Origin of the sequence: Desulfosporosinus youngiae DSM 17734, from assembly GCF_000244895.1 — a bacterium.
Classification (GTDB): Bacteria; Bacillota; Desulfitobacteriia; order Desulfitobacteriales; family Desulfitobacteriaceae; genus Desulfosporosinus; species Desulfosporosinus youngiae.
This window is the reverse complement of record NZ_CM001441.1, coordinates 3,061,572-3,085,923: the sequence shown is the minus strand read 5'-3', so window position 1 is coordinate 3,085,923 and position 24,352 is coordinate 3,061,572. Positions and strand designations below refer to the sequence as shown.

Below are 24,352 nucleotides of genomic sequence, written 5' to 3'. Positions count from 1 at the left end.
AGTCATGTATGACGTTCTTATTGTCGGTGCCGGTCCTGCAGGTCTAACAGCCGGGATATATGCTGCACGGGGAGGGCTGAAAACAGCGATTATTGAATTAGCAATGCCGGGAGGGCAGGCTGCTTCGACGGAGAATATTGAGAACTATCCTGGATTTCCGGATGGAATTAATGGGTATGAACTTATGAATTTATTTCATAAGCAGGCTTTAGCCTTTGGTGTTGAGTTTATTTTCGAGGAAGTACAAACCTTCGAACTTCAGGAGTCTGTAAAAAAAGTACATACAAACAATCAAGTACTTGAGACACGAAGCATTATTATCACTGCGGGATCGAAGCCCAGGTTATTAGGTGTCCCCGGGGAAGATCGATTTATAGGCAGTGGAGTATCCTATTGTGCAACCTGTGACGGCGCCTTCTTTAAAGGTAAAAAGGTTATCGTTGTTGGCGGGGGAGATGCAGCAATCGAAGAAGGTACCTACCTTACCAGGTTTGCTGAGGAAGTAACTATTGTCCATAGAAGAACCGGCTTTCGTGCCTCCCAAACTGCTTTGAACAGAGCTAAAGACAATCATAAAATCCGTTTCGAACTAAATGCTGTGGTAGAGGAAATTTTAGGTTCCAGCCATGTAGAAGGTGTAAGAATTCGCGATGTCCTAAGTGGGGCAATACGAGAAATTTCTGCTGATGGCGTATTTATTTATGTAGGAACGGATCCTAATGCTCAATTCCTTCAAGGGGAGATTGAAACGGATGAGCGGGGGTATATTCTGACGAATGCACTATTAGAGACCAATATTAAAGGTGTTTATGCAGCCGGAGACATTCGCAATACTCCTCTGCGTCAAGTGGCAACCGCTGTTGGGGATGGTGCTTTGGCCGCGGTCGAAGTTGAAAAGTATCTCGAAGAGAACAAATAGATCGTTAAATCTACAAAATTCAACAAATAATATTATAAAACGAATAAAACCTTGAAATTTTTTAAAATTTAGACTAAAATATTTAAGTGATTCAAATTCTAAATTAATTTGGATAAGTCCGAAACTTTCACATAAAGGAGGGAATTTTTTGTGAACTTAGTCGTCTGTCTTAAACAAGTTCCAGATACTTCTGAAGTGCGTATTGATCCGGTTACTAATACCCTAATGAGAGAGGGCGTACCGTCAATCATTAACCCCTATGATGCGCATGGTTTAGAAGAAGCAATTCGCCTTAAAGAAAAGGTTGGCGGGAAGGTTACCATTGTATCTATGGGGCCCCCGCAAGCCAAAGAGGCACTGAAAAAAGCTATGACTTACGGGGCTGATCGTGCAATTCTTCTGAGTGACCGTGCCTTCGGCGGTTCAGACTCTTTAGCCACGGCCTACATACTTTCGATGGCTATCAAAAAGTTACATGAAGCTGAACCTATCGACCTTGTATTTGCGGGAAAAGAAGCTATTGACGGAGATACCGCTCAAACGGGCCCTGGTATAGCTCAACGACTTGGATTCCCTCAATTAACCTATGTGATAAAGGTACGAGAAGTCACCGATACTTCCGTAACGGCCGAACGCAAAACAGAGAGTGGGCGTCAGATTGTTGAAGCTCAGCTGCCGGCCTTACTTACGGTGGAAAAAGAGTTGAATGACTTGCGTTACGCTTCACTTCCCAATATGATGAAAGCGGCTGCCTATGAGCCGGAAGTATGGGATGTTAAAGCCCTTCCCTTTGATGTCAAACAAATGGGGCTTAAAGGATCCCCCACCAGTGTCTCCCGAATTTTTGCACCACCGGGCCGCAGCGGCGGAGAAATAATTGATGCTACAAACGATCCTGCAGGAATAGCCGCTACGGTCGTGCAAAAACTATTTCAATCGAATATTATTATGGTTAGTCCCCTGGCGAAGGGAGGAAAGCGCTAATGACAGTCTTGGTAGATAAAACAAAATGTATCGGGTGCGGGGCTTGTGTCGTGGAATGCCCAGTGGAAGCTATGGACCTGATTGATGGATTGGCAGTCGTCGATCCGAATAAGTGTGAAGACCACGGCAAATGCGTCATCGTCTGTCCGGCCGATGCCCTTGCCTTACCCAATAAACCCGCAAAATCCAAAGAAGAGCTTGATCCTGAAGCCGGTTCCAAGCTCAGCATAAAAGATCCACAACCCGATGCGATTAAAGACTATGCTCAGGGTAATGACAAAAAGCCGATTAGTGCTCAGGCGAAGCCGGTTGCAGGCGGAGATGTATGGAGCGGAGTCTGGGTTATTATTGAATATATGAATGGGAAAGTCGCTCCTGTATCCTGGGAATTGCTGGGTGAAGGGCGTAAATTAGCGGATGCAATAGGGTGCGGACTCAGCGGAGTAATCACTGGGCATCAGGTTGACAGTGTTATTCCTGAAGCTTTTGCTTACGGGGCTGAAACAGTCTACGTGGTTGATCATCCCATTCTTAAAGATTACCGAACTGAACCTTATGCTGAAGCCATCACTGATCTCGTTAAAAAATATCAGCCTGAGATAATTTTGATGGGCGCAACGTCTATGGGCCGGGATGTTTTTCCGGCAATTGCCACAAAGTTGCAAACAGGATTAACGGCTGATTGTACAGTCCTTGGAATTGATCCGGATACTAAGCTTTTACAACAAACCCGGCCCGCTTTCGGCGGAAATATTATGGCGACCATTCTTTGCCGCACTCGTCGTCCGCAAATGGCGACAGTTCGTCCCAGAGTAATGGCTATGCCTGATCGTGTAGACGGACGTGAGGGTGAAACAGTTCGGGAGGAATTCACCTTAAACGAAAGTGACTTCCGGACCAAAGTGCTTGAATTTATCAATACCGATGCTAAGAGTGCTTTCTTAGACAAGGCGGAGATTATCGTAGCAGTTGGTTTAGGTCTTGCTGCCAAACGGAACCTCGTAATTGCTGAAGAGTTAGCGGATGTTCTGGGAGCTACTATAGCAGGAACCCGCGGAGCTGTAGAAGCAGGGTGGCTGAATCATGATCAGCAAGTCGGGCAATCCGGGGTAACGGTTCGTCCTAAAGTCTATATCGCTATCGGGATTTCCGGTGCCATACAGCATCTCGTCGGCATGGAAACTTCGGACTTCATTATTGCCATTAACAACGACCCTGAAGCTGCGATTCTAAAAGTAGCGAATTATGGGATTGTCGGAGATCTATTTCAAATAGTTCCTGCGCTGACTGCAGAGTTTAAGAAACGCCTACAGCATGGCGTGGCAAATTAAGGAGGGGCAAACATGGAAAACTTTGATGTAATAGTCATCGGCGGTGGTCCTGCTGGCCTGTCCGCCGCGCTTAGTGCTGCACAAGCAGGCATGAAAACCGTAGTCATTGAGCGCGGGGATTATCCAGGAACCAAGAACGTAATGGGGGGCATACTTTATACAAAAGCAACCAGCATGATTGTGCCGGAGTTTTGGAAAGAAGCGCCCTTAGAACGGCCAATTATTGAGCAGCGTATCGCAATGTTAAGCGGTGATGAGTCTATCATGGCTGGTTACCGGGATCCGGCTTGGGGTTCCGAGCCCTATAATGCCCATTCGGTTTTTCGAGTCAAATTCGATCGCTGGCTTGCCCAACAAGCTGAAAAAGCGGGTGTCATGATTATTCCTGAAACAATTGTCGAAAACCTCTTATATAAAGGTGACGAAGTTGTCGGAGTTCGTACAGGACGTGCTGAGGGAGACCTGGGGGCTAAAGTTGTTATTATAGCTGAAGGGGTCAATAACTTTATTGCCGTAAAAGCCGGCCTGGCAAAGCCCTTAAGACCTGAATCAGTAGCAGTTACTGTCAAAGAAGTAATCGCTCTGCCTAAAGAAAAGATCGAAGATCGTTTTTGTCTTGAAGAAGGACAGGGCGCTACCATCGAACTATATGGGGACTCCACAGCCGGGATGATGGGTGTAGGTTTTATCTATACGAATAAAGAATCTATTTCTATTGGTGTAGGTTCAATTCTTCAGCCTTTGATTCGCAATAACTGGACCCCTAATGATCTCTTGGAAAACCTAAAATCAAAGCCCTATGTTAAGCGGCTTCTTCAAGGCGGAGAAACGAAGGAATACTTATCTCACCTAATTCCCGAAGGCGGATACACACATGTACCTAAACTTCATCGGCAAGGAGTCATGGTTGTAGGGGATACGGCAATGCTCATGAATTCGCTCAATCGTGAAGGTTCAAACCTGGCGATGATTTCAGGTAAAATAGCTGGGGAAGTCGCGGCTCAGGCTATCAAAGCCGGAGATGTCAGTGATCATGCTATGTCAGTTTATGAAACCCGCCTGAGAGATTCCTTTGTCCTTAAAGATCTCCACCATTACCGCCATATGGGTAAGTTCTTCGAAGAAAATACCCATCTCTTAAAAGTATATCCCAAGTTATTCTCTAAAGCCGTTAAGATGTATTTAACAGCGGATGGGACGCCTAAGAAACAGCGTCAAAAGGAAATCATCAAGATGGCCTTCGAACACCGTTCTAAAGGTGGTTTGATCAAAGATATTTATGGAGCATGGAGGGCGCTCTTATGAAATTAGATGATAAACTCTATTTGGTGCGCTTTAACACAGATAAATTAAACCATATTAAGATCGCTGATCCTAACGTATGCTTGCAGCAGTGCCAGGATAAACCTTGCACCCGTTTTTGCCCGGCCCATGTTTACGATTGGGATGAAGAGGAAAAACGCATTGCCGTTGGATACGAAGGGTGCCTGGAGTGCGGCACATGCCTGATCGGCTGTCCCTTTGGCAATATTGACTGGAAGTATCCCAGAGGTGGTTTTGGAGTCTCCTGGAAAAATGGATAATACTGTTGCAAGAGAGCAGAAAGGAGTTATAACCTCCTCTGCTCTCTTGCTTTGTTATCACTTCCTCCTTTCATCCTCTGCTGGTGATGCCTTAACGGCATGGGCGGCTACCCTAAAAAAAGCCTCCTGTGTTAGACAGGGGTCAGTTCTACTGTCTGGCTCTGGGGCGGAGCGCTTTTCAGCTGTGTTAACTCGTGCGAAGACGGTGTCTTCGGTCTGCACGCGTCTGCGAGTTCCGCCGCTGGTTCGCTGGACGGTTCGCGAGCGCGTCCGAACCTCTGGGTATTTCTGCATGTGAACCTGCGGCGCGCTACGGGGACGCGAACCGTCTGCGCTCGCCTTAGCGCGGCTCCACTGACGCATTCGCTTAGCAGACAAGCGCTCCTTCAGCCAGTTTGTTGGGAATGTAAGCAGAACTTTGGGGGGGGCTGGTAAGACTTCGTGGAATCTTTTTCATCTTCTGATGTGCTGCGTCAGCGGCATGGGGGTCTCTCTGAAAAAAAACCAAAGACATGCAGAAAAATCCCCAAACCCGCAAGCAGGGCAGATTCGTCCACAGAAGCGAACCCATTGCATGGAGAGGCGGTAAAAGCCCACAAGACGGTGCGGGGAAACGGAGCCACAGGTTCACATCAGGTACTACCCTGAGGTTTGGCGGAGTCCCGCACCGGCGAGTGGGCGAGTCTCGGAATGCTGAGGTAAGCGGATGTGGGCGAAGCTGCCCGGCCCAAGCGACCCGATTTTCATCCTCTGCCGGTGCCGCAGCAGCGTCATAGAGGGCTACTTCTAAAGTTTCTTTGACAGCCCATTCTACAATAGGTAGAATAGAAACGAAGGAAGGGATTATGCCAGAATGAATAATATTCAACTAGAAGAGGCCAAAAAAAAAGAAATCCTACTGATAGAACGACTAAAATCCTTTAAGAAAGTCCTGGTTGCCTTTTCCGGAGGAGTTGATTCTACTTATCTTTTAGCTGTCGCCCGTGAATCTTTAGGAGATAATTGCAAGGGAATTTTTGCGCGCGGGCCTATGATTTCTTCCCAAGAAGAGAAAGAAGCACTGGCTTTAGTTGAACGAAACAACTTCCAAGTGCAGATAATTGAGGTTGATGTCTTAAACCTCCCGGAGTTCAGAAACAATCCTCCCAATCGCTGTTATTTCTGCAAGAAAAAGCTTTTTAAAGCCTTTATCGAATACAATCAGGAAGAAGATAACGCCACAGTCATCGAAGGAACAAATGCTTCCGACGTTCTTGATTATCGGCCAGGTAGGATTGCTCTCCAGGAATTAGGGGTTATTAGCCCGCTTCATGATGTAGGGCTTACAAAAGCCGAAATTCGTAGTTTGTCACACCTTCGGAATTTAACGACCTGGAATAAACCCTCCATGGCTTGTCTTGCCTCCAGAATCCCCTATGGAGATTCAATTAGTCTTGAATTGCTTCAACGCATAGGCCAGGCCGAAGCTATACTTTATGAAAAAGGATACATAGAATCTCGAGTAAGAGTGCACGGTGAAATTGCGCGTATCGAAATTCCGGTCAGTAATTTTTCGAAATTAATCCAGGAACATACAGAAATCAGTGCCCTCTTGTCAGAATTGGGGTTCAAATTCGTTACCTTAGACTTGATGGGACTGCGATCAGGAAGTCTTAATCCCATATCCCGGGAGGCATTATATGAATGAGGAGACTATAAGAGCGCTTTTGGAATCGGTTCACCAAGGTTCCTGCTCTCCAGATAAAGCATTACACCAATTAAAGGATCTTCCCTTTGAAAACTTAGACTTTGCCCGGTTAGATCATCATCGTGCCCTAAGAACAGGGCAAGCAGAAGTGATCTTTTGTCAGGGAAAACAACCAGACCATATTATTTCTATTTTAAAGCACTTAGGCAGAAAGGCTGAAAATGTCTTGGCTACGAGACTTGACCCACATCATGCTGAGACAATCCTGCCCCATTTTCCGGAGGCATACTATGATCAACAGGCTCACTGCCTCTTGCTCAGACCGCTTAAGGAGCCTGCAATTCCAGGTAAGATTTTGATCATGACAGCTGGAACGGCAGATTTATCCGTAGCACAAGAGGCCTGGCTGACAGCTCGTTATATGGGCCATGACGTGGACACACTTTTTGACGTAGGGGTTGCAGGGATACATCGTTTGCTTGGACAGCGCCAATTGATGGACCGCGCTGAAGTAATAATTGTTGTGGCAGGGATGGAAGGCGCTTTAGCAAGCGTGGTCGGAGGACTTGTGGAACAACCTGTTATCGCTGTGCCGACCAGCGTGGGATATGGTGCTCACTTCCAAGGGTTGGCAGCGTTACTTAGCATGTTAAACAGCTGTGCTTCGGGAATCGGTGTGGTGAACATCGATAACGGATTCGGGGCAGCCTCTTTAGCCTCTGCGATAGTCCGGCGCATAACGAGAGACCGCTAGGGGGAATAGTTACTTGAACATTTTATATTGGGATACGTTTGCGGGTATCAGCGGCGACATGGCCCTCGGGTCATTGATCGCCTTAGGTGCTGATCCTGAAATTATTGTCAATCAACTTCATTCCATAGGACTAACCGAATTTGTGTTGGAGGTTAATCTACGCCAAATCCATGGTATTCAGGCTACAGATATTAATGTAGTAGTTTCTGCGCAGATCTCAGACCAGCACGATCATAACCATAAGCATGATCACAATCATAATCATGACCATAAAGGAAACCGCTGTCTTTCGGATATTCAAGAAATGATTCTAAGCGGCAATTTATCAGAACGATCCCGAAAAAACGCCCTTCAGGTATTTAATGTTTTAGCTGAAGCGGAAGCTCATGTTCATGGAACAACTATTGATAAGGTTCACTTTCATGAAGTTGGGGCCGTAGATTCCTTAGTTGATATCGTAGGTACATGTATTGCTTTGGACCACTTAAATATTGATGTAGTTAAGGTTTCTACGTTGCCTTGGTCTCATGGTTTTGTAAAGTGTGCCCATGGAACTTTACCGCTGCCCGCACCTGCCGCCCTGATGCTGTTAAAAGGATATAAATTCCGTGAATCCGGAATTACGGGCGAACTTATAACGCCAACCGGAGCGGCTCTCCTTCGTGCCTTAGCTGAACAATCAAGCTTTCCGGAAATGAATTTGCTCAATGTCGGATATGGATCCGGAAAAAATGATTATGGCATTCCGAGTTTGTTGCGAGCAGTTTTGGGGGATATATAGAAACAGAGGTGAAATATGTTCGCAAACATTATTAGTACTCTTCAACAATCCGGATGGAAGTTAGTTACTTTTGACGGAAACTGGCTGGCTGCTACTCACGAGTCGTTAAAGCGAGGGCTTCTGTTCGGAAATATCAGCCAGATCCCTAAAAGCTTTACGCCCATGATGCAAAATAATGCTGATATTCGCCAATGGGACGTTATTGTCCTGTGCCTTGAAGGAATTGATTCGTCATACTTGAGGGATAACAGGTTTTCTGGTGTTCAACTTTGGTATTGGGATACTCAACAAGGCAACCTATTTCCATTTCCTCCGACGAATGATCCATCGATTCCCGATTGGTTAAGGCAGCTTGCCAGTGGCAATCCTATTCTTCAGCAGACAAACATCCGAAAAAAGAACCGTTTTGTCCCATTTCTTACGTATATCATTATAAGTGTGAACCTCATTGTATATTTACTTATGACCTTAGCCGGAGGATCAACCGATCAGCGTGTCCTTATAGAGTTTGGGGCAAAGGTCAACTCCTTGATTCAAGCAGGTGAGATCTGGCGGTTTTTTACGAGTATGTTTATTCATATCGGGTTTATGCACCTTATCTTTAACCTTTATGCGTTCTGGTCCTTAGGGCCTTTTATCGAAGAACGATTTGGGCATTGGCGATTTTTTACGATCTATAGTTTGAGTGGACTTGGAGGATCAATCGCCAGCTTTTTCTTTTCTCCCGCGTTGTCTGCAGGAGCTTCCGGGGCAATTTTTGGACTTTTAGGAGCACTGTTCTATTATAGTATAAAGCGGCCCTCGCTTTGGAAATCAGGCTTGGGTATGAATCTGGTACTGGTCCTCTTAATCAATTTGGGGTTTGGACTCACTATGCCGGGAATTGATAATTTCGCTCACCTTGGGGGACTCCTTACAGGAATAATTACGAGTATCCTCTTAACAAAACCTGATTAATACAGTCAATAATACAGTAAATGAGTCTAAGTTGTTCCAGAGTTTCATAAAAATACCTTCGTTTTGAAATGTATTTTTCGGCCTGCAAAGGACAAAATAGAATCAAGAACTTGCGGTTTCTTAGCAAGGTGGCTTTCCTGAAGTCATCGTTAGTTAAGAAAGCGTAAGTTCTTTTCGGCAATTAACTCGATTAAAGAGTGACTTTATATTAATAAGTATTTTGGAGGTATTCTATGTAGAATTATGCATTGTTTCACATAAAAAGGGTTGTTCGGGAAGCATGCTTGAAATGCTATAATTTAAGCCAGAGAGGAGGGTCGCTTTGAGAAAAAGCAAACGTAATTCCAGTTATTTTTCTCGTGATCGATGGGTTCAGTTAATATTGCTCTTTATGATCTTTCTTGTGTCCGGCAGGCTTGTAATCCTGCAAGTCGTTCAAGCGTCCGACCTTAAGGCAAAAGGGATAGAGCGAAGAACGATTGATCAAAGTTTAAGACCGGACAGAGGCGCGATTTTTGATGCCCAGGGAAATGTCTTAGCTCAAAGTATACCAGTCAGGGGAATCCATGCAGACCCCAGGTTATTAACTACTTCAATCGAAGATAAACAATATAAAAAAACAAAAGAAGAAGCAGCGTTGGAACTTGGAAGTATCTTAGAAATAGACAGCCAGCAAATTCTCGATAAACTTAATAAAGATTCGTCTTGGAGTAGCATAGCGCACCAAGTAGATATTGAGAAAGCAGATAAAATAATGGCACTCAAAATCCCTGGTGTAGGCACTGATGAAGAAGAAAAACGAGTCTATCCTATGGGAATGTTTGCGGCCTCCGCTCTTGGGATTGTTAATCTAGAGGGTCATGGCATGGAAGGAGTCGAATACTATTATGATAAGGAGTTATTCGGTAAGCCTGGGTTCCAATCTGAGGAACGGGATACCAAAGCACGCTCAATACTTGATGCCCTGAGTCACGGTGACCCGTCAAGACCCGGAAATTCTCTAACCTTAACCCTAGATTCCACAATTCAATATTATGTTGAACAACAATTAGAAGAAACATACAAAGCAACCAACCCCAACAGTGTCACGATTCTGGCAATGGACCCAATGACAGGACGCATCTTAGGCATGGGCTCTCGTCCATCCTTTGATCCGACAAATTATAATGATGTTGAACCCGAAGTTCGCCGCAATTTAGCGATTGGAATGTCCTATGAACCGGGATCTACCTTCAAAATTATTACGGGGGCAGCCGCTTTGGAAGAAGGAATAATCAATCCGGATGATACCTTTCCTGATCCCGGATACCTAAATATTCCACCCCGTATAATTACAAACTGGGACTCTGATCAAAGACCCCATGGCAACCCTACTTTTACAGAAGGAATGCAGCTGTCTTCCAATGTCGTACTCGCCCAAGTAGCGCAGAAAATGGGTAAATCCGTCTTTGATACTTATTTGAAGGCCTTTGGTTTTGGTGCGAAAACAGGAATAGACATTTTAGGTGAAGAAGCTGGAGTACTCCTGCCCCAAGATAAAATCCGGGAAATAGATATTGCCACAATGTCTTTCGGTCAAGCTAATTCTGTCACTCCAATCCAATTATTGACTGCGATTTCTGCTGTTGCTAATGGCGGAACTCTTTATCGCCCCTATATTGTTGACAAGATTACGTCCTTTGATGGCCAACTTGTTCAGCAACAAAAACCTACCCCTGTACGAGAGGTGATTTCCAAATCAACTTCGGAGCAAATGACCAATATCCTGGAAAAGGTTGTTACTGATGGAACAGGGAAGACCGCACTTATTCCTGGTGTCAGGGTTGCAGGGAAGACGGGAACCGCTCAGAAAGTAGACCCGGACACAAAAGGATATTCTTCAACAGACTATATTGCTTCGTTTGTGGCTTTTGCGCCGGCTGAAGATCCGAAAATTGCGGTTCTTGTCATCATTGATACGCCTAGAACTGAAGAAGGCCATCAAGGAGGTACATTGGCAGGTCCAAGGGCTAAAGCTATTATCGAAGGTGCCCTTCAATATTATGGTTTTCCTGTAGCCAACGATACTGAAAGTACTGTAACCATTTCACCCACTGATTCTGCTGTCAGACCATCCCCGCAACCGGTTGTTCCTGAACGGACACCCGTTGGAGGAGAAATTGTTGTTCCGGATCTAACAGGTATGACAATGCGGCAGGCAGGAGAAACCCTGGCCAAATCAGAGCTGCATTTTAACTTTTCCGGCAGCGGCCTGGTCAATCAACAATCACCTGCACCAGGAAAAATTGTAACTCGCGGTACGCCAATTGAGGTGAATTTTTCTCCCTTAGCGCAGTAATCTGCCATATGCAAATTCATTTCTCAATCAGGGTATGCTAGAATAACTCAGCAAACATTAAACTACGGAGGAATGATTCAAATATGCGTCTTAATCAACAGATTGACCTAATGAAAGAAGATATCCTATCTGCAGTACAAGCTTGTATCCAAATTAAGAGTGTCAAAGATGTTGAAAACGCTGTCCCTGGTGCGCCGTTTGGGCCGGGCATTAAAGAAGCATTAGAGTGGACCTTAGCATTAGGAAAGGAGTTTGGGTTCACTGTCAAAAATGTTGAAGGATATGCAGGACATATCGAAATGGGCGCCGGCGAATTATTAGGTATTCTAGGTCATCTTGATGTCGTTCCGGAAGGGGACGGGTGGTCTGTGTCTCCTTACAGCGGAACTATTAAGGACGGAAAAATTTTCGGCAGAGGTGCATTAGATGACAAAGGGCCAACCTTGGCTGCTCTTTTTGCCATGAAAGCCATTAAAGATGCCAATATACCCTTGAAGATGAGAGTTCGCCTGATCTTAGGGACAGATGAGGAATCAGGATGGGATGATATGAACTATTATCTGAAGAAAGAAGAAGTTCCTCAGATCGGATTTGCACCTGATGCCGAGTTTCCGGTCATTCATGCTGAGAAAGGAATTCTTCACCTGGAATTCAGTAAATATCACCCCGCTTCTCTTTCTCATCTAGTTCGTGTTCAGGGCGGCGAACGAGCGAATGTCGTTCCGGATCGCTGTGAGGTTGCTTTGCAGGGAATAGCCTACGGTGATTTAGTTAAGCAGTTAAATGATTTCTCTTTCCCGGAAGGGGTAAGCGGTTCCTTAGTGAGTCAGGAAACAGAACAAGAGATCAAGCTTATCGTCAAGGGAGTAGGGTCACATGGAAGTCTCCCGGAGAATGGAAAAAACGCGGTCTTCTATGCCTTGCGATTTCTGCGCACGTTAGCACTGAGTCCGGAAGAACAGCAAATTCTGGATTTTATCTTGGCTTACCCTGGCACAGGCTATTATGGTGAAGGTTTTGGAGTTGCTTTAAGTGATGAACCATCCGGTAAACTTTCCCTCAATCTTGGCATTTTAGAATTGACGGCAGATAATATTCGTTTCGTACTTGATATTCGTTATCCAGTCACCTACCAACGGGACGATGTTCTTCTCCCAATTGAAAAAATTGCCCGAAATGAGCAATTTAATATCAAAATCCTAAGCCATCAAGAAGCTCATCATGTCCCTAAAGAGAGTCCATTGGTTCAATCTCTGCTGAAAGCCTATTCAGATGTAACCGGACTTGAGCCATTTGCTTTTGCTATTGGCGGAGGAACTTATGCTAAAGCACTTCCCCAAGGAGTTGCCTTTGGACCGACTTTTCCGGGTGAGCCGGAAGTGATTCATTGTCCGGATGAATACATTTCCATTGACAACCTTCTTAAAACAACCAAGGTATATGCGCAAGCTATTCTTAATTTGGCGGCTGAATTAGAGAACTAAGCAAAACATAATCAAAGAGATATTGATAAATATAAACAAAAGGTTATTGACAGTTCTAAATTCTATATGTATACTAATAATTGTTGCTCGCGCGCCACTAGCTCAGCTGGTAGAGCATCCGACTCTTAATCGGCAGGTCCCTGGTTCGAATCCTGGGTGGCGCACCAAAAATGGTTTGTTAAGCAAGCGTTTCAGGTTACTGAGACGCTTGTTTTGTTATGTTTAACAAAATAGAAGGATCGTTTATAGGCCCTAGTGCTAAGAAGTCCCAATTTCTTAGCACTAGGTTTTTTACTTTTTTGCAATTATTCTCTATTAAAACCATAATACGACATAAAAAAATTAATATAGACAATATATTCCTGATTTACTATAATAATATAAGTAAACAATCACTCCTTAAGGTGGTAATGTATGGAAAATAACGGTTATGGATTACATAGAAAAGATAGACTTGTTATAACAACCATTGAGATCATTGATCAACTTGGCATACAGGGGTTATCGACCAGGGAGATTGCCAGAAGGCAAGGCGTTTCAGAAGCTACACTGTTCCGGCACTTTAAAAGTAAAAACCAACTGTTGCTCGTAGTTCTGGAAGACTTCTCAAAGTTTGATATTGATATATATCAATCTATCAAATTAAAAGAACTCAGACCTAAGGAATCTATTACATACCTTATCCGCGCCTATGCAGAATATTATGAGAGTTATCCGGCTATTACCTCAATCATGCAGGTGTTTGATGTTTTGCGGCATGAATCTGAACTGACAGACAGAGTTAAGAGTATATTAAATGATCGTTCAAGTTTCATGAAGCAATTGATTGAAGAGGCACAAAAGGCTGGAGAAATAAGTCCTGATATGGATAGTAAGAACTTAGCGGACGTGATCTGGGGCTTATGTCGGGAGATATGCCTTACCTGGAGACTTAACGGCCAAAGTTATTCATTGAAGGAAAGAACTCTATCAACCCTGGAAATGGTTTTAAAGGCTTTTAGTTAAGTTTGAGGGTAATCAGATTAGGAGTGTGAAGCAAGTGAAAAAAGTCCTTATTGTTGATGATGCAGCGTTCATGAGAATGTCAATTAAAATGATACTCGAGAAAAGTGGGTTTGAGGTATTAGGAGAGGCTGAAAACGGTATCGAGGGAGTTCGGAAGTACAAGGAGTTGAAGCCTGATGTAGTTACCATGGACATAACAATGCCTGAAATGACAGGCATTGAGGCGTTAAAAGCCATAAGAGAATTTGATCCCAAAGCTAAAGTTGTTATGGTATCTGCAATGGGGCAAGAAAGATTAGTTAAGCAAGCAATTATAAATGGTGCAAAATCCTTTGTTGTGAAACCCTTTACGGAAGACCATGTGTTGCAGACACTTAATAAGGTCTAAACAAAAATAAAACCTTAAGTTATAGGAGGTGATATAGATGGCAGATCAATTTTTAAATGAGCCAATGCTTGATTTGTTTATATTTGAAACCTCACAGTTGCTGGAACAGCTTGAACAATCCATATTAACCAGCGAAAAGACAAGCTGCTATACACAAGCAGCGATTAATGAAATTTTTCGCATCATGCATACCATTAAGGGTTCATCAGCAATGATGATGTTTAATAATATTTCAACTCTTGCCCATACGCTTGAAGATCTATTTTATTTTCTACGCGAGGAAAAACCCGATAATCCCGATTGCCTGGCTCTTTCTGATTTGGTATTAGAAGGGGTTGATTTCATAAAGGTAGAAATCGAGAAGATCAAAAACGGCGATGATGCAGATGGAGATACTGCGGCATTAATTGATAGCATAAAAGACTTTTTAGCCGAATTACAGCAGGGTAATCAGCCTGCTGCCCATAGGAAGGATATGGGACCAAACGACACCATCATACAGCAGTATTACATAAGTCAGGATAAGTCAGTAACTTCCAATTATAAACATACGTTTAAAGCGGTTATATATTTTGAAGACGGTTGTGAAATGGAAAGTATGCGTGCGTTTTCCATTATACATGATCTCAAAGATATCACTGACGAGGTTTTCTATATACCGGAAGATCTGATCGAAAATGAAGACAGCGGAGAAATCATAAGGCGGGAAGGCTTCAAGTTATACCTTAAAGCAGACCGCTCCTACGAACAAATGCATGAATTCTTCATGCAGACTATCTTTCTCAGGGATTTAGAGCTCATTCAACTGGAAGATAATGATGAATTTGAACAGTTCTCCCCGGTGAAGCAGATTGCTCCTCTGAAGTATCCCATTAAAGTACCTAATCTGGATGCGCAAGCTAAAGAGGAAAAGGAAGCTGCTGACAAGGAAATCCAAGCGGTCTCATCCCAGCAGAGTATTATCAGCGTTAGTGTTGCTAAGTTGGACAAGCTGATGGATTTAGTAGGAGAAATGGTGATCGCTGAAGCCATGGTTATACAGAATCCTGATCTAAAAGGACTGGAGCTGGACAACTTCCGAAAGGCAGCACGGCAGTTAAGTAAAATAACCGGTGAAATGCAGGATATGGTGATGTCTATCCGCATGGTCCCTCTCTCGGCTACTTTCCATAAAATGCATCGGATCGTGAGAGATATGAGCAAGAAACTGGATAAAGAAGTGCGGCTTGAGATTATTGGCGAAGAAACTGAAGTTGATAAAAATATCATAGAGCATATATCCGATCCGCTGATGCACCTTGTACGGAATGCTCTCGACCACGGGATGGAATCTACTGCAGACAGGTTGGCCAAGGGTAAACCACACGTCGGAACCATCAAATTGGAAGCCAAAAACGCCGGAAGTGATGTCCTTGTTATTGTCAAAGATGACGGAAAGGGACTAAACAAGGAGAGGATTCTTAAGAAGGCTAGTGAAAATGGTTTATTACATAAGTCTGAACCTGATATGACAGACAAGGAAATTTTTAATCTCATCTTCCTGCCGGGTTTCTCAACAAAAGACAGTGTGTCCGAATTCTCGGGGCGTGGTGTGGGGATGGATGTAGTAACCAAGAATATTGAGATGGTTGGTGGTTCTGTTTCGATCGATAGCGTTCCGGACAAAGGGACGACCATTACCTTGAAGATTCCTCTGACCTTGGCAATCATCGACGGGATGAATATAAAGGTAGGAAACTCCCGTTATACCATACCCATCATCTCCATTAAGGAATCCTTCAGACCAAAGGAAAAAGACATTATCACCGACCCCGATGGTCATGAAATGATTATGGTAAGAGGTCAGTGCTATCCAATTCTGCGCTTGCATGAGCTGTATAAGATTAAAAATAGCATTGCAAACATTATTGATGGAATTATCATCAGGGTTGAACAGGATACCAAGTCCCTTTGTGTGTTTGCGGACGAACTTATAGGACAACAGCAAGTAGTTGTAAAAGCGTTGCCTGATTATCTAAGAAAATTCAAGAAAATAAAGGGAATGGCTGGCTGCACCTTGTTAGGTGACGGCAGTATCAGCTTGATTCTCGATATTGGAGGGCTGATAAATTTGTAAGGGATTCTTGTGCTTGAGATAGATCATAGAGCAGAAGGGGATGAAACGATGGCAGACGTCATTGAAAATACAATGGAACTAGAGGAAGACACCCAAAAAGGCAGATTTTTGATCTTTTCATTAGGCAGAGAAAGCTATGGTATCGAAATCAAATACGTAACGGAAATTATAGGAATTCAAGAGATAACCGAGATACCTGAACTCCCGGACTATGTGAAAGGTATCATCAATTTAAGAGGCAAGATAATTCCGGTAATGGATGTCAGGCTTCGCTTCAAAAAAGAGCCTAGAGAGTATAACGATAGAACCTGTGTGATCGTCGTCGATATCAAGGATGTATCAATAGGGCTTATCGTTGACAGCGTTTCAGAAGTTCTGACAATTCCGGACCAAGGGATTGTTGAACCGCCAAGGATTAATAAGCAGTCTAATAACAGATACGTAAAGAACATCGGAAAAGTCGGAAACGATGTTAAGCTGCTGCTTGACTGTGAAAAATTACTAACAGAAGATGAACTGGAAGGATTAAGTGAGGCATTGTAAACTCTAAATTCATCTGTAAAGGGGAGTTTGAACGATGAAATGGTTTTATGATTTGAGAGTTGCTGCGAAACTGGTAAGCAGCTTTATAATAGTAGCTGTTATTGCGGGTGTGGTAGGAGCGGTAGGGATTGTAAACATCCAAAGGATGAATGTTTTAGACACTGAAATGTTTCAGAAGCACACCTCAACGATGGATGATCTTGCGGTATTTATAGATTCGTTTCAGCGAATGCGCGGAACATTGAAAGATATGGTAATCAACAAAGATACTAACAAAAGAGCAGAACTTGCCGACAGCATAGATGAATTAGTTAAAATGGAGCGCAGCAGCCTTGATGAATTTGAGAAGGGAATTGATGATTCACAAGTCCGGGTGGAATACGATAAAATCAACGGGCTAATTATGAACGAATTTATACCTTATAAAGATAATGTAATCAGACTCATTCGGGAAGGAAGAGATGATGAAGCAGCTGCATACATGTATAGCGAAGGAACAAATATTGTAAATGGGGTACAAGATTCTTTAAATAAATTGCTTGAGCTTAAAATTGCCTTGGCGGCTCAGAGCGCTCAAGTGAATTCAGATGCCGCAAGGACAGCATCTATCACAATGATCATCGTAATCATTGCCGGTGTGATTATAGCAATAGTGCTTGGCATTTTTATATCCCGAATTATCAGCAAGCCAGTCAACCAAATGGTTGAAGCTGCTGATAAGCTTGCTGTTGGAGATGTGAATGTAAATGTTGAAGCGGACACCAAGGATGAAATTGGCAGGCTTGCAGAAGCCTTTGGCAGGATGATCGCCAATATCCGTGCCCAGGCAATGGCTGCTGAAAGGATAGCCGACGGCGACCTGACGGTAGAGGTTGATGTAAAATCAGAAAATGATTTGCTGGGCAAAAAGCTGTCTGAAATGGTACGAAATAATAATGAAGTATTAACCAACATTGCCTCTGCTTCGGAACAGGTAGCGGCCGGATCGAAACAAGTATCTGATTCAAGCATAGCTCTTTCCCAAGGTGCTACTGAGCAGGCGAGTTCCATCGAACAACTGACAGCATCCCTTGAAGAAATATCTTCCCAGACAAAGCTGAATGCTCAGAATGCCAATCAGGCCAATGAACTGGCGGAAAATGCCAAGTCAAATGCTATTGAAGGCAATGCCCAGATGAAAGAAATGCTGATAGCTATGGAAGAAATCAATGATGCTTCCGCTAATATCTCGAAAATCATCAAGGTGATTGATGAAATTGCCTTCCAGACAAATATCCTGGCACTTAACGCTGCAGTTGAAGCCGCAAGGGCAGGTCAGCATGGCAAGGGTTTTGCGGTTGTAGCAGAGGAAGTCAGAAACCTTGCTGCCCGCTCAGCCAACGCAGCTAAAGAAACAACGGATATGATCGAAGGCTCTATCAAGAAGGTTGAAGGAGGTACAAAGATTGCAAAAGATACTGCAGACGCTCTGAATAAGATAGTCAACGGCATTGAAAAGGTAGCCGACCTTGTCAATGGCATTGCTGTTGCCTCTAATGAACAGGCAACAGGCATCGGACAGGTTAATCAGGGAGTTATGCAGGTATCAGAGGTTGTGCAGACGAATTCGGCTACTTCTCAAGAAAGTGCAGCTGCAAGTGAAGAACTTTCAAGTCAGGCTGCACTTTTAAAAGAAATGGTTAGCAAATTTAAACTAAGACAAAACGGCCGGTCGTTCAGCAAGTTGGATGAATTAAGTCCGGAAGTATTAACCATGCTTAAGAATATGTCCGAAACGAGAAACCTAAAACTAAGTCCGATGCAGGAAGCTTATGCTGAGGCGGCCGCCGCGAAAACGAAGATTGTCCTAAGCGATAGGGAATTCGGTAAATACTAAATTAGTTGAACATAAAAGGTATGGAGCAAGTCTCCATACCTTTGAAGGGCAGTTGTGACCTATGCTGGGAATTACCACTAAAGAATTCTGCCAATTAGCAGCCTATATCAAAGCCAATTACGGCATCCACTTGAAAGACGAAAAGAGGACTTTGGTAACTGGCAGACTTCATAATGTGCTCAGACAAAACAACTTCAGGGACTTCTCGGAATATTATGAGTACCTTCTTTCAGATAAAACAGGAAATGCGGCGGCGACACTCATAAATAAAATAACCACCAATCATACTTTCTTTATGAGGGAAGTTGATCATTTCAATTATTTCAAAGAAAAGGTGCTTCCTTACTTTAGAGGCAGAGTGAAAGATAAGGATTTAAGAATATGGAGTGCAGGGTGTTCCTCCGGGGAAGAGCCTTATACTTTAGCGATGATCATCGATGAATTTTTCGGGAACGAAAAAATGTGGTGGGATGCCAAAGTATTGGCCACTGATATTTCCAGCAATGTACTGGAAGAGGCTAAAAAAGGGATCTATAAAAAGGAAGAGATCTCGACCTTGCCGGCCCGGTGGAGGCTTAACTATTTCGAAAAAATTGACAACGAAAAATCGGTCCTTGTGGATAGGATAAGGAATGAAGTTATCTATAGGAAATTTAATCTCATGGATAGCACCTTTCCATTTAAACGGCAATTCCATGTGATTTTCTGCAGGAATGTGATGATATATTTTGATGCCCCAACAAAATCTGAATTAGTCAATAAGTTTTATGACTCTTTGGAGTATGGAGGATATCTATTTATCGGTCATTCAGAATCTCTTAACCGGGATGAAACTAACTTCAACTATGTTATGCCTGCAGTTTACAGGAAGGAATAACCTTTCAACCTATTTAGAATATAAGGGGTGATCAACAATGCAAAATAGGATATTGAAGGGGGAAAATCTTGAGTTTGCAGCAGCTGCCTTGTCTTGCATAGGAATTGGGGTTATCACAACGGACGTTAAAGGCAGAATCAGATATCTGAACCAAGCGTCGGAAGAAATTATTGGTTGGGAAGCAAATGAAGCTGTCGGAAAAGAGTTTGAAAAGGTTTTCGCCATCTTTAACGTAGACACGAAAAAACCTGTAAAATGTCCAATTGCCCATGTGCTTGTAAATGATACAACTACGGGCCTTGAGAATAACAGTGTTATTATTTCAAAGGACTACATCAAAAAATATGTTTCGGCGACTTGCTCTCCGGTAAAGGCGGCCGACGGTTCGACAATAGGAGCTGTCATCGTTTTTCGGGATATTACAAGGCTGAAAATGTTGGAGATTGAACGCCAACAGGAAGAAAATAATTTAAAGATCATATTCAACAATGCCCCGATAGGGATGCTTATTCTGAATGAAGGGGCTATCATCAATCAGGTCAATGACGCTGCTTTACTTCTGAATAACGGGAAAAGGGAACAGGTGATCGGAAAGCATTTTGGAGAAAGTTTTAACTGTGTTGTTGGAACTGAAAATGAGTGGGGTTGTGGTTATGGATCAGAGTGCCATAATTGCGAACTCAGAAAAGCAGTTGTTCAAGCTATTGGACATGGACAAGCAACCAGTAATGTTGAATTCAATAAGACTCTTATAACCGATGCCCGGGAAAAAGAATTTTGGTTTAGGGCTAGCGTCAATCCTATAGAAGTAAGTGGAAAGCGTCAGGCAATTGTCGCGTTATTGGATATTACTGAGAGAAAAGAGCAAGAGATTCGTATCATTCAAGCCAGGGACTATTGTAACAATCTTATCGATCAGATTCCTTCATTGGTGTGGAAGTCAGATATGAGTTTATTATGTAATTATGTCAATAAATCATGGAGAGATTTTGCGGGAATTGGTCTTGAAGCTGTATCAGACGGCTGGACCAATATTGTTCATCCGGAAGATCTTGACGAATTCTTAAAGATGGCTAGTAAGAGCGCTCTTAAAAAGGTTTCATTTCAACTGGAGGCTCGTTGCCGCCGTTATGATGGTATCTATCGTTGGTGCTTGGTTTCAGGAACGCCTTATTTTGATTTAGATGGACAGTATGCCGGTTACATAGGAACGGTTGATGATATAACTGAGCAAAAAGAAGCATTAGAGAGTTTAAAACGATATCAGCTGCTTTCGAAAAATGCCAACGATATTATCCTTTTTATCGATATGGATGGGCGGATTATTGAAGCCAATAAAGCAGCTGTTAACGCCTATGGTTATACTTACGAAGAATTGTCTTCAATAAACATTCGGGATATCAGAGATAACTGGGCTTATACAAAAGAGCAGATGGAACAGGCCAATCAAACGGGACTTTTCTTTGAAACGGTCCATTATTGTAAGGATGGAAGCCGCTTTCCGGTGGAAGTGAGTTCCCGAGGAACGACTATGGGGAATAAGCGTATACTTTTAAGCATAATCAGGGATATCACCGACCGGAAGAAAACGGAAAAGAAGATATTTGAAAGCCAGGCAAAATACCGCTCACTCTTTATGAATATGCACAGCGCTTATGCTTATTGTAAAGTGATTTATAACGAGTACAAGATTCCGACGGATTTGGAATTCATAGAAGTCAATGAAGCTTATGAGAAAATGTTTGGAATTACCAAAAAATACATTATAGGCAGGCTTTATACGGATCTTTTTCACCTAAACAATAATATGTTTACTGATATCATCCGAAAATATGCTCATAATCTTTTGCGGGGAGAGAGTGTTTACATTGACCAAATTTACTTAGATGCTGCAAATCGATGGTGCTCAGTTTCAGTATACAGTCCTGAGAATAATCACATTGTAACGATTATAACGGATATAACGCATATGAAGGAGTCGGAAAACCAGCTTAAACGAGCGAAAGAAGCGGCTGAAGCCGCCAATAAAGCCAAGAGTGAGTTTTTAGCCAATATGAGTCATGAGATCCGCACTCCCCTCAATGGCATGATAGGAATGCTGGATCTTACCTTACTGACCGACTTGAATTATGAACAGCATGATAACTTGATTACCGCTAAAGCTTGCGCCAATTCACTCTTGGAAATTATCAATGATATCCTGGATTTCTCTAAGATGGAAGCTGGTAAATTTTCTATCGAAACGATTAATTTTGACCTAAAGGAACTCATAGAAGGGATTGTCAAGATGCATTCACCCCGGATAGAAGAAAAAGGGCTTGAGCTAAACTATACCTTTTCCTCTACCATACCACAATTCCTGGTAGGAGATCCAAACAGGCTCCGCCAGGTACTGAATAATCTCATAAGTAATGCTATGAAGTTTACTGAGAGCGGTGACATTACCCTAAAAGTCAGGAAGGTTGAGGAAAGGGGCAAGGAGCATGAATTACTATTCAGCGTATCTGATACAGGAATAGGGATTGCTTCGGAAAATATTGAACAGATCTTCAAAAATTTTGTTCAGATAGACGGCTCATTTACCAAGAAATTTGGAGGTACAGGACTGGGACTTGCTATATCGAAGCAGCTTATAGAGATAATGGGCGGAAAAATATGGGCGGAGAGTGAGAAGGGAAAGGGCAGTACGTTTTATTTCAGTCTGAAATTCAAGATGGGCAGCCCTATGGCAGAGAATAATAGGCAATCGCCTATTCTGAAAGCTGCAAACCCCACCAGTGTTCTGCTGGTCGAAGATGATGCTATCAATCAAAAGGTAATCGCGAAAATGCTTAAAGAAAAAGGGCATAGGGTAGAGACTGCAAGCAACGGCAAGGAAGCCTTAGGATTATTTAAGCCGGGAGTCTATGATGTGATTTTGATGGATATCCAGATGCCTGAGATGGATGGCATCGAAGCGTCAAAAAAGATAAGAGAAATGGAAGACCCCGGAAACTATATACCAATAATAGCCATGACAGCTTATGCCTTACAAGGTGATAGGGAGAGATTTCTGGCTTTAGGTATGGACGGATATGTTTCAAAACCTATACAGATGGGAGAATTGTTTTATACGATTGACAGACTCGCATCACTCCAGGGAAAGTGGGGAGAGTGCCTGCCGGATAGAGTGCTGCTCTCAGATCAAGGAGAAGTCACATTTGCCAGAAGAGAACCGCATCAGCCGACTATGCAGATGAGCCCGGCAATTGCTATGATTTCGACCTATATTAAAGAAATTCAGTTAGCTCTGGAAAACGACGATCTTATGGTCATTGAAGAAAGGGCGCATCAAATAAAAACTCTTTCCAACAAGATTGAAGCGGTTGAACTAAAAGATGCTGCATTTAAAATCGAACTAGCGGCAAGACGGTGTAATTTGGTGGATGTTGCTAAATACGTAGAGAGAATCAACCGACAGTTTAAGCTCTTTGAAGAATCGACTATTTTATTGGAGGAGAACGAAAAATGAGGATACTAATCGCTGAAGATGATCTGACAAGCAGAAAATTTTTATTTAAGTTCCTTTCTCAATATGGAGAATGTGACTTGGTAGTGGATGGATTGGAGGCCCTCGATGCTTTCCTGATGTCCTTAAAGGAAGGAAAACCCTACGACCTCATCTGCCTTGATATTATGATGCCTAAGGTGGATGGGGTAAAAGTACTGAAGGCAATCAGGGATCTGGAAACTCAAAAGGGGCTTCTTCCGGAAAAGCGGGCGAAAGTTATTATGACAACTGCTTTGGCTGAAACACAATTTGTACAGAATGCGTTCGAAATTGGCTGTGAAGCTTATGCTGCCAAACCCATAGACATTACAAAGTTGCTTGAGGTTCTGCAGAGATTGGGGTTAATCTCCACAGGACACATTTAGATTGACTATCTTAACCAAGGAGGAATATGAAGTTATTAAGAAGCACACCATTTGGGGTTATGAAATGATTGAAGGTATGAATGATTATCATCTTACTTGGTAGGAGCCAGTGTTCTGCTTAATAACGGTCAAACTGGAGAAATCGTTTATGTTCCTTTGCAGAACCTTACATGTCCCATCATTAAAGTCCCATCTGGCTATTTGGATCTTTCCAGAGAAAGCAGATTGAAGATGTACAAAACCCATGCTTCCGCAGCTTTTCTTAAATCAATCTTGACGCTCTTGCCGCAACGTGTTATACTGATCTATACCCCTATAGGTATGGGAAGGCGGCGAAAAATTATGAAACAATGCATGGACAGTGAAAATCTGCACAGACGGCTGAATAAAATTATGGGACAGTTAAGAGCCATCGACAAAATGATTGATGAGGATATCCCCTGCGAGGATGTCCTAATTCAGATAAATGCTGCCAAGGGAGCGCTTCAAAAGGTGGGGCAGGTTGTGCTTGAAGGTCATCTGAACCACTGCGTTCGTGAGGGAATTGAACATGGCAACGCAGAGCAAACCATTGCTGAATTTGCCAAGGCGGTTGAGCACTTTTCAAGAATGACATAAACTGAATAAAATAGTCTTTATAAAGGAGCTGTAAAAAAACAGCTTTTTTTTCTTGACAAAGCATACCCACGGGTATGCTTTACCTATACCCCCATTGGTGCATAAATTCATCCTTATTGCTTAAATGGAAAATGAAATAACAGGCTGGCTGCCAAGTGTCACAGCCAGCCGATTCTCCAAGCAATGATGTTACGGA

The 24,352-nt window shown here is 43.0% G+C and carries 21 protein-coding genes and 1 tRNA gene; all 22 read left to right on the top strand.

Translation table 11 applies throughout. The features are described from left to right. Positions 1–4: 4 nt before the first annotated feature. Positions 5–919 (top strand): thioredoxin-disulfide reductase, encoded by a 915-nt coding sequence (gene trxB, locus DESYODRAFT_RS14290; RefSeq protein ID WP_007784198.1) that lies wholly within the window; start codon positions 5–7, stop codon positions 917–919. 150 nt (positions 920–1,069) lie between these two features. Next, the gene (locus DESYODRAFT_RS14285; RefSeq protein ID WP_007784196.1) at positions 1,070–1,903 is read left to right on the top strand and encodes an electron transfer flavoprotein subunit beta/FixA family protein; all 834 of its coding nucleotides are present in this window, start codon (positions 1,070–1,072) and stop codon (positions 1,901–1,903) included. Continuing rightward, positions 1,903–3,234 carry an electron transfer flavoprotein subunit alpha/FixB family protein gene (locus tag DESYODRAFT_RS14280; protein WP_007784195.1) on the top strand — a complete coding sequence of 444 codons (1,332 nt, stop codon included), beginning with the start codon at positions 1,903–1,905 and terminating at the stop codon, positions 3,232–3,234. The genes DESYODRAFT_RS14285 and DESYODRAFT_RS14280 overlap by 1 nt, the downstream gene beginning before the upstream one ends. A gap of 12 nt (positions 3,235–3,246) precedes the next feature. Continuing rightward, positions 3,247–4,539, top strand: coding sequence for an FAD-dependent oxidoreductase (locus DESYODRAFT_RS14275; RefSeq protein WP_007784193.1), 1,293 nt, complete (start codon positions 3,247–3,249; stop codon positions 4,537–4,539). Continuing rightward, a complete protein-coding gene (locus DESYODRAFT_RS14270) occupies positions 4,536–4,817 on the top strand; it encodes a ferredoxin family protein (protein WP_007784191.1) in 282 nt (93 codons plus the stop codon). Before DESYODRAFT_RS14275 ends, DESYODRAFT_RS14270 begins: the two co-directional genes overlap by 4 nt. Before the next feature lie 441 nt (positions 4,818–5,258). Beyond that, entirely contained in the window at positions 5,259–5,465 is a 207-nt protein-coding gene (locus DESYODRAFT_RS29245) for a hypothetical protein (RefSeq protein WP_242833467.1), read from the top strand. A gap of 205 nt (positions 5,466–5,670) precedes the next feature. After that, positions 5,671–6,504: an ATP-dependent sacrificial sulfur transferase LarE gene (gene larE / locus DESYODRAFT_RS14255; RefSeq protein WP_007784187.1), complete on the top strand. Its 834-nt coding sequence runs from the start codon at positions 5,671–5,673 to the stop codon at positions 6,502–6,504. Further along, positions 6,497–7,258, top strand: a complete 762-nt coding sequence (gene larB, locus DESYODRAFT_RS14250) for a nickel pincer cofactor biosynthesis protein LarB (RefSeq protein WP_007784185.1) — start codon at positions 6,497–6,499, stop codon at positions 7,256–7,258. Before larE ends, larB begins: the two co-directional genes overlap by 8 nt. Positions 7,259–7,271: 13 nt before the next feature. After that, on the top strand, positions 7,272–8,039 hold the full coding sequence (gene larC, locus DESYODRAFT_RS14245; protein ID WP_007784184.1) for a nickel pincer cofactor biosynthesis protein LarC: 768 nt from the start codon (positions 7,272–7,274) through the stop codon (positions 8,037–8,039). Between the two features lie 15 nt (positions 8,040–8,054). Next, the gene (locus tag DESYODRAFT_RS27370) at positions 8,055–8,996 is read left to right on the top strand and encodes a rhomboid family intramembrane serine protease (protein WP_007784183.1); all 942 of its coding nucleotides are present in this window, start codon (positions 8,055–8,057) and stop codon (positions 8,994–8,996) included. Positions 8,997–9,318: 322 nt separating this feature from the next. Further along, positions 9,319–11,334 (top strand): penicillin-binding protein, encoded by a 2,016-nt coding sequence (locus DESYODRAFT_RS14235; RefSeq protein ID WP_007784181.1) that lies wholly within the window; start codon positions 9,319–9,321, stop codon positions 11,332–11,334. Between the two features lie 83 nt (positions 11,335–11,417). Beyond that, entirely contained in the window at positions 11,418–12,818 is a 1,401-nt protein-coding gene (gene pepV / locus DESYODRAFT_RS14230; RefSeq protein WP_007784180.1) for a dipeptidase PepV, read from the top strand. Positions 12,819–12,909: 91 nt separating this feature from the next. After that, positions 12,910–12,985, top strand: a tRNA-Lys gene (locus DESYODRAFT_RS14225). A gap of 247 nt (positions 12,986–13,232) precedes the next feature. After that, positions 13,233–13,823 (top strand): TetR/AcrR family transcriptional regulator, encoded by a 591-nt coding sequence (locus tag DESYODRAFT_RS14220; RefSeq protein ID WP_007784178.1) that lies wholly within the window; start codon positions 13,233–13,235, stop codon positions 13,821–13,823. 34 nt (positions 13,824–13,857) lie between these two features. Next, a complete protein-coding gene (locus DESYODRAFT_RS14215; RefSeq protein WP_007784176.1) occupies positions 13,858–14,211 on the top strand; it encodes a response regulator in 354 nt (117 codons plus the stop codon). Positions 14,212–14,248: 37 nt separating this feature from the next. Next, positions 14,249–16,327, top strand: coding sequence for a chemotaxis protein CheA (locus DESYODRAFT_RS14210; protein WP_007784174.1), 2,079 nt, complete (start codon positions 14,249–14,251; stop codon positions 16,325–16,327). A 48-nt stretch (positions 16,328–16,375) separates the two neighbouring features. After that, positions 16,376–16,870 (top strand): chemotaxis protein CheW, encoded by a 495-nt coding sequence (locus tag DESYODRAFT_RS14205; protein WP_007784173.1) that lies wholly within the window; start codon positions 16,376–16,378, stop codon positions 16,868–16,870. A 34-nt stretch (positions 16,871–16,904) separates the two neighbouring features. Then, entirely contained in the window at positions 16,905–18,746 is a 1,842-nt protein-coding gene (locus DESYODRAFT_RS14200; protein ID WP_007784172.1) for a methyl-accepting chemotaxis protein, read from the top strand. Between the two features lie 61 nt (positions 18,747–18,807). Next, on the top strand, positions 18,808–19,623 hold the full coding sequence (locus DESYODRAFT_RS14195) for a CheR family methyltransferase (RefSeq protein WP_007784171.1): 816 nt from the start codon (positions 18,808–18,810) through the stop codon (positions 19,621–19,623). Between the two features lie 37 nt (positions 19,624–19,660). Continuing rightward, the gene (locus tag DESYODRAFT_RS14190; RefSeq protein ID WP_007784169.1) at positions 19,661–23,134 is read left to right on the top strand and encodes a PAS domain S-box protein; all 3,474 of its coding nucleotides are present in this window, start codon (positions 19,661–19,663) and stop codon (positions 23,132–23,134) included. Next, positions 23,131–23,538 carry a response regulator gene (locus DESYODRAFT_RS14185; RefSeq protein ID WP_007784167.1) on the top strand — a complete coding sequence of 136 codons (408 nt, stop codon included), beginning with the start codon at positions 23,131–23,133 and terminating at the stop codon, positions 23,536–23,538. The genes DESYODRAFT_RS14190 and DESYODRAFT_RS14185 overlap by 4 nt, the downstream gene beginning before the upstream one ends. Before the next feature lie 342 nt (positions 23,539–23,880). Further along, positions 23,881–24,156: a metal-sensing transcriptional repressor gene (locus DESYODRAFT_RS14180; RefSeq protein ID WP_007784166.1), complete on the top strand. Its 276-nt coding sequence runs from the start codon at positions 23,881–23,883 to the stop codon at positions 24,154–24,156. The last annotated feature ends 196 nt before the right edge of the window (positions 24,157–24,352 follow it).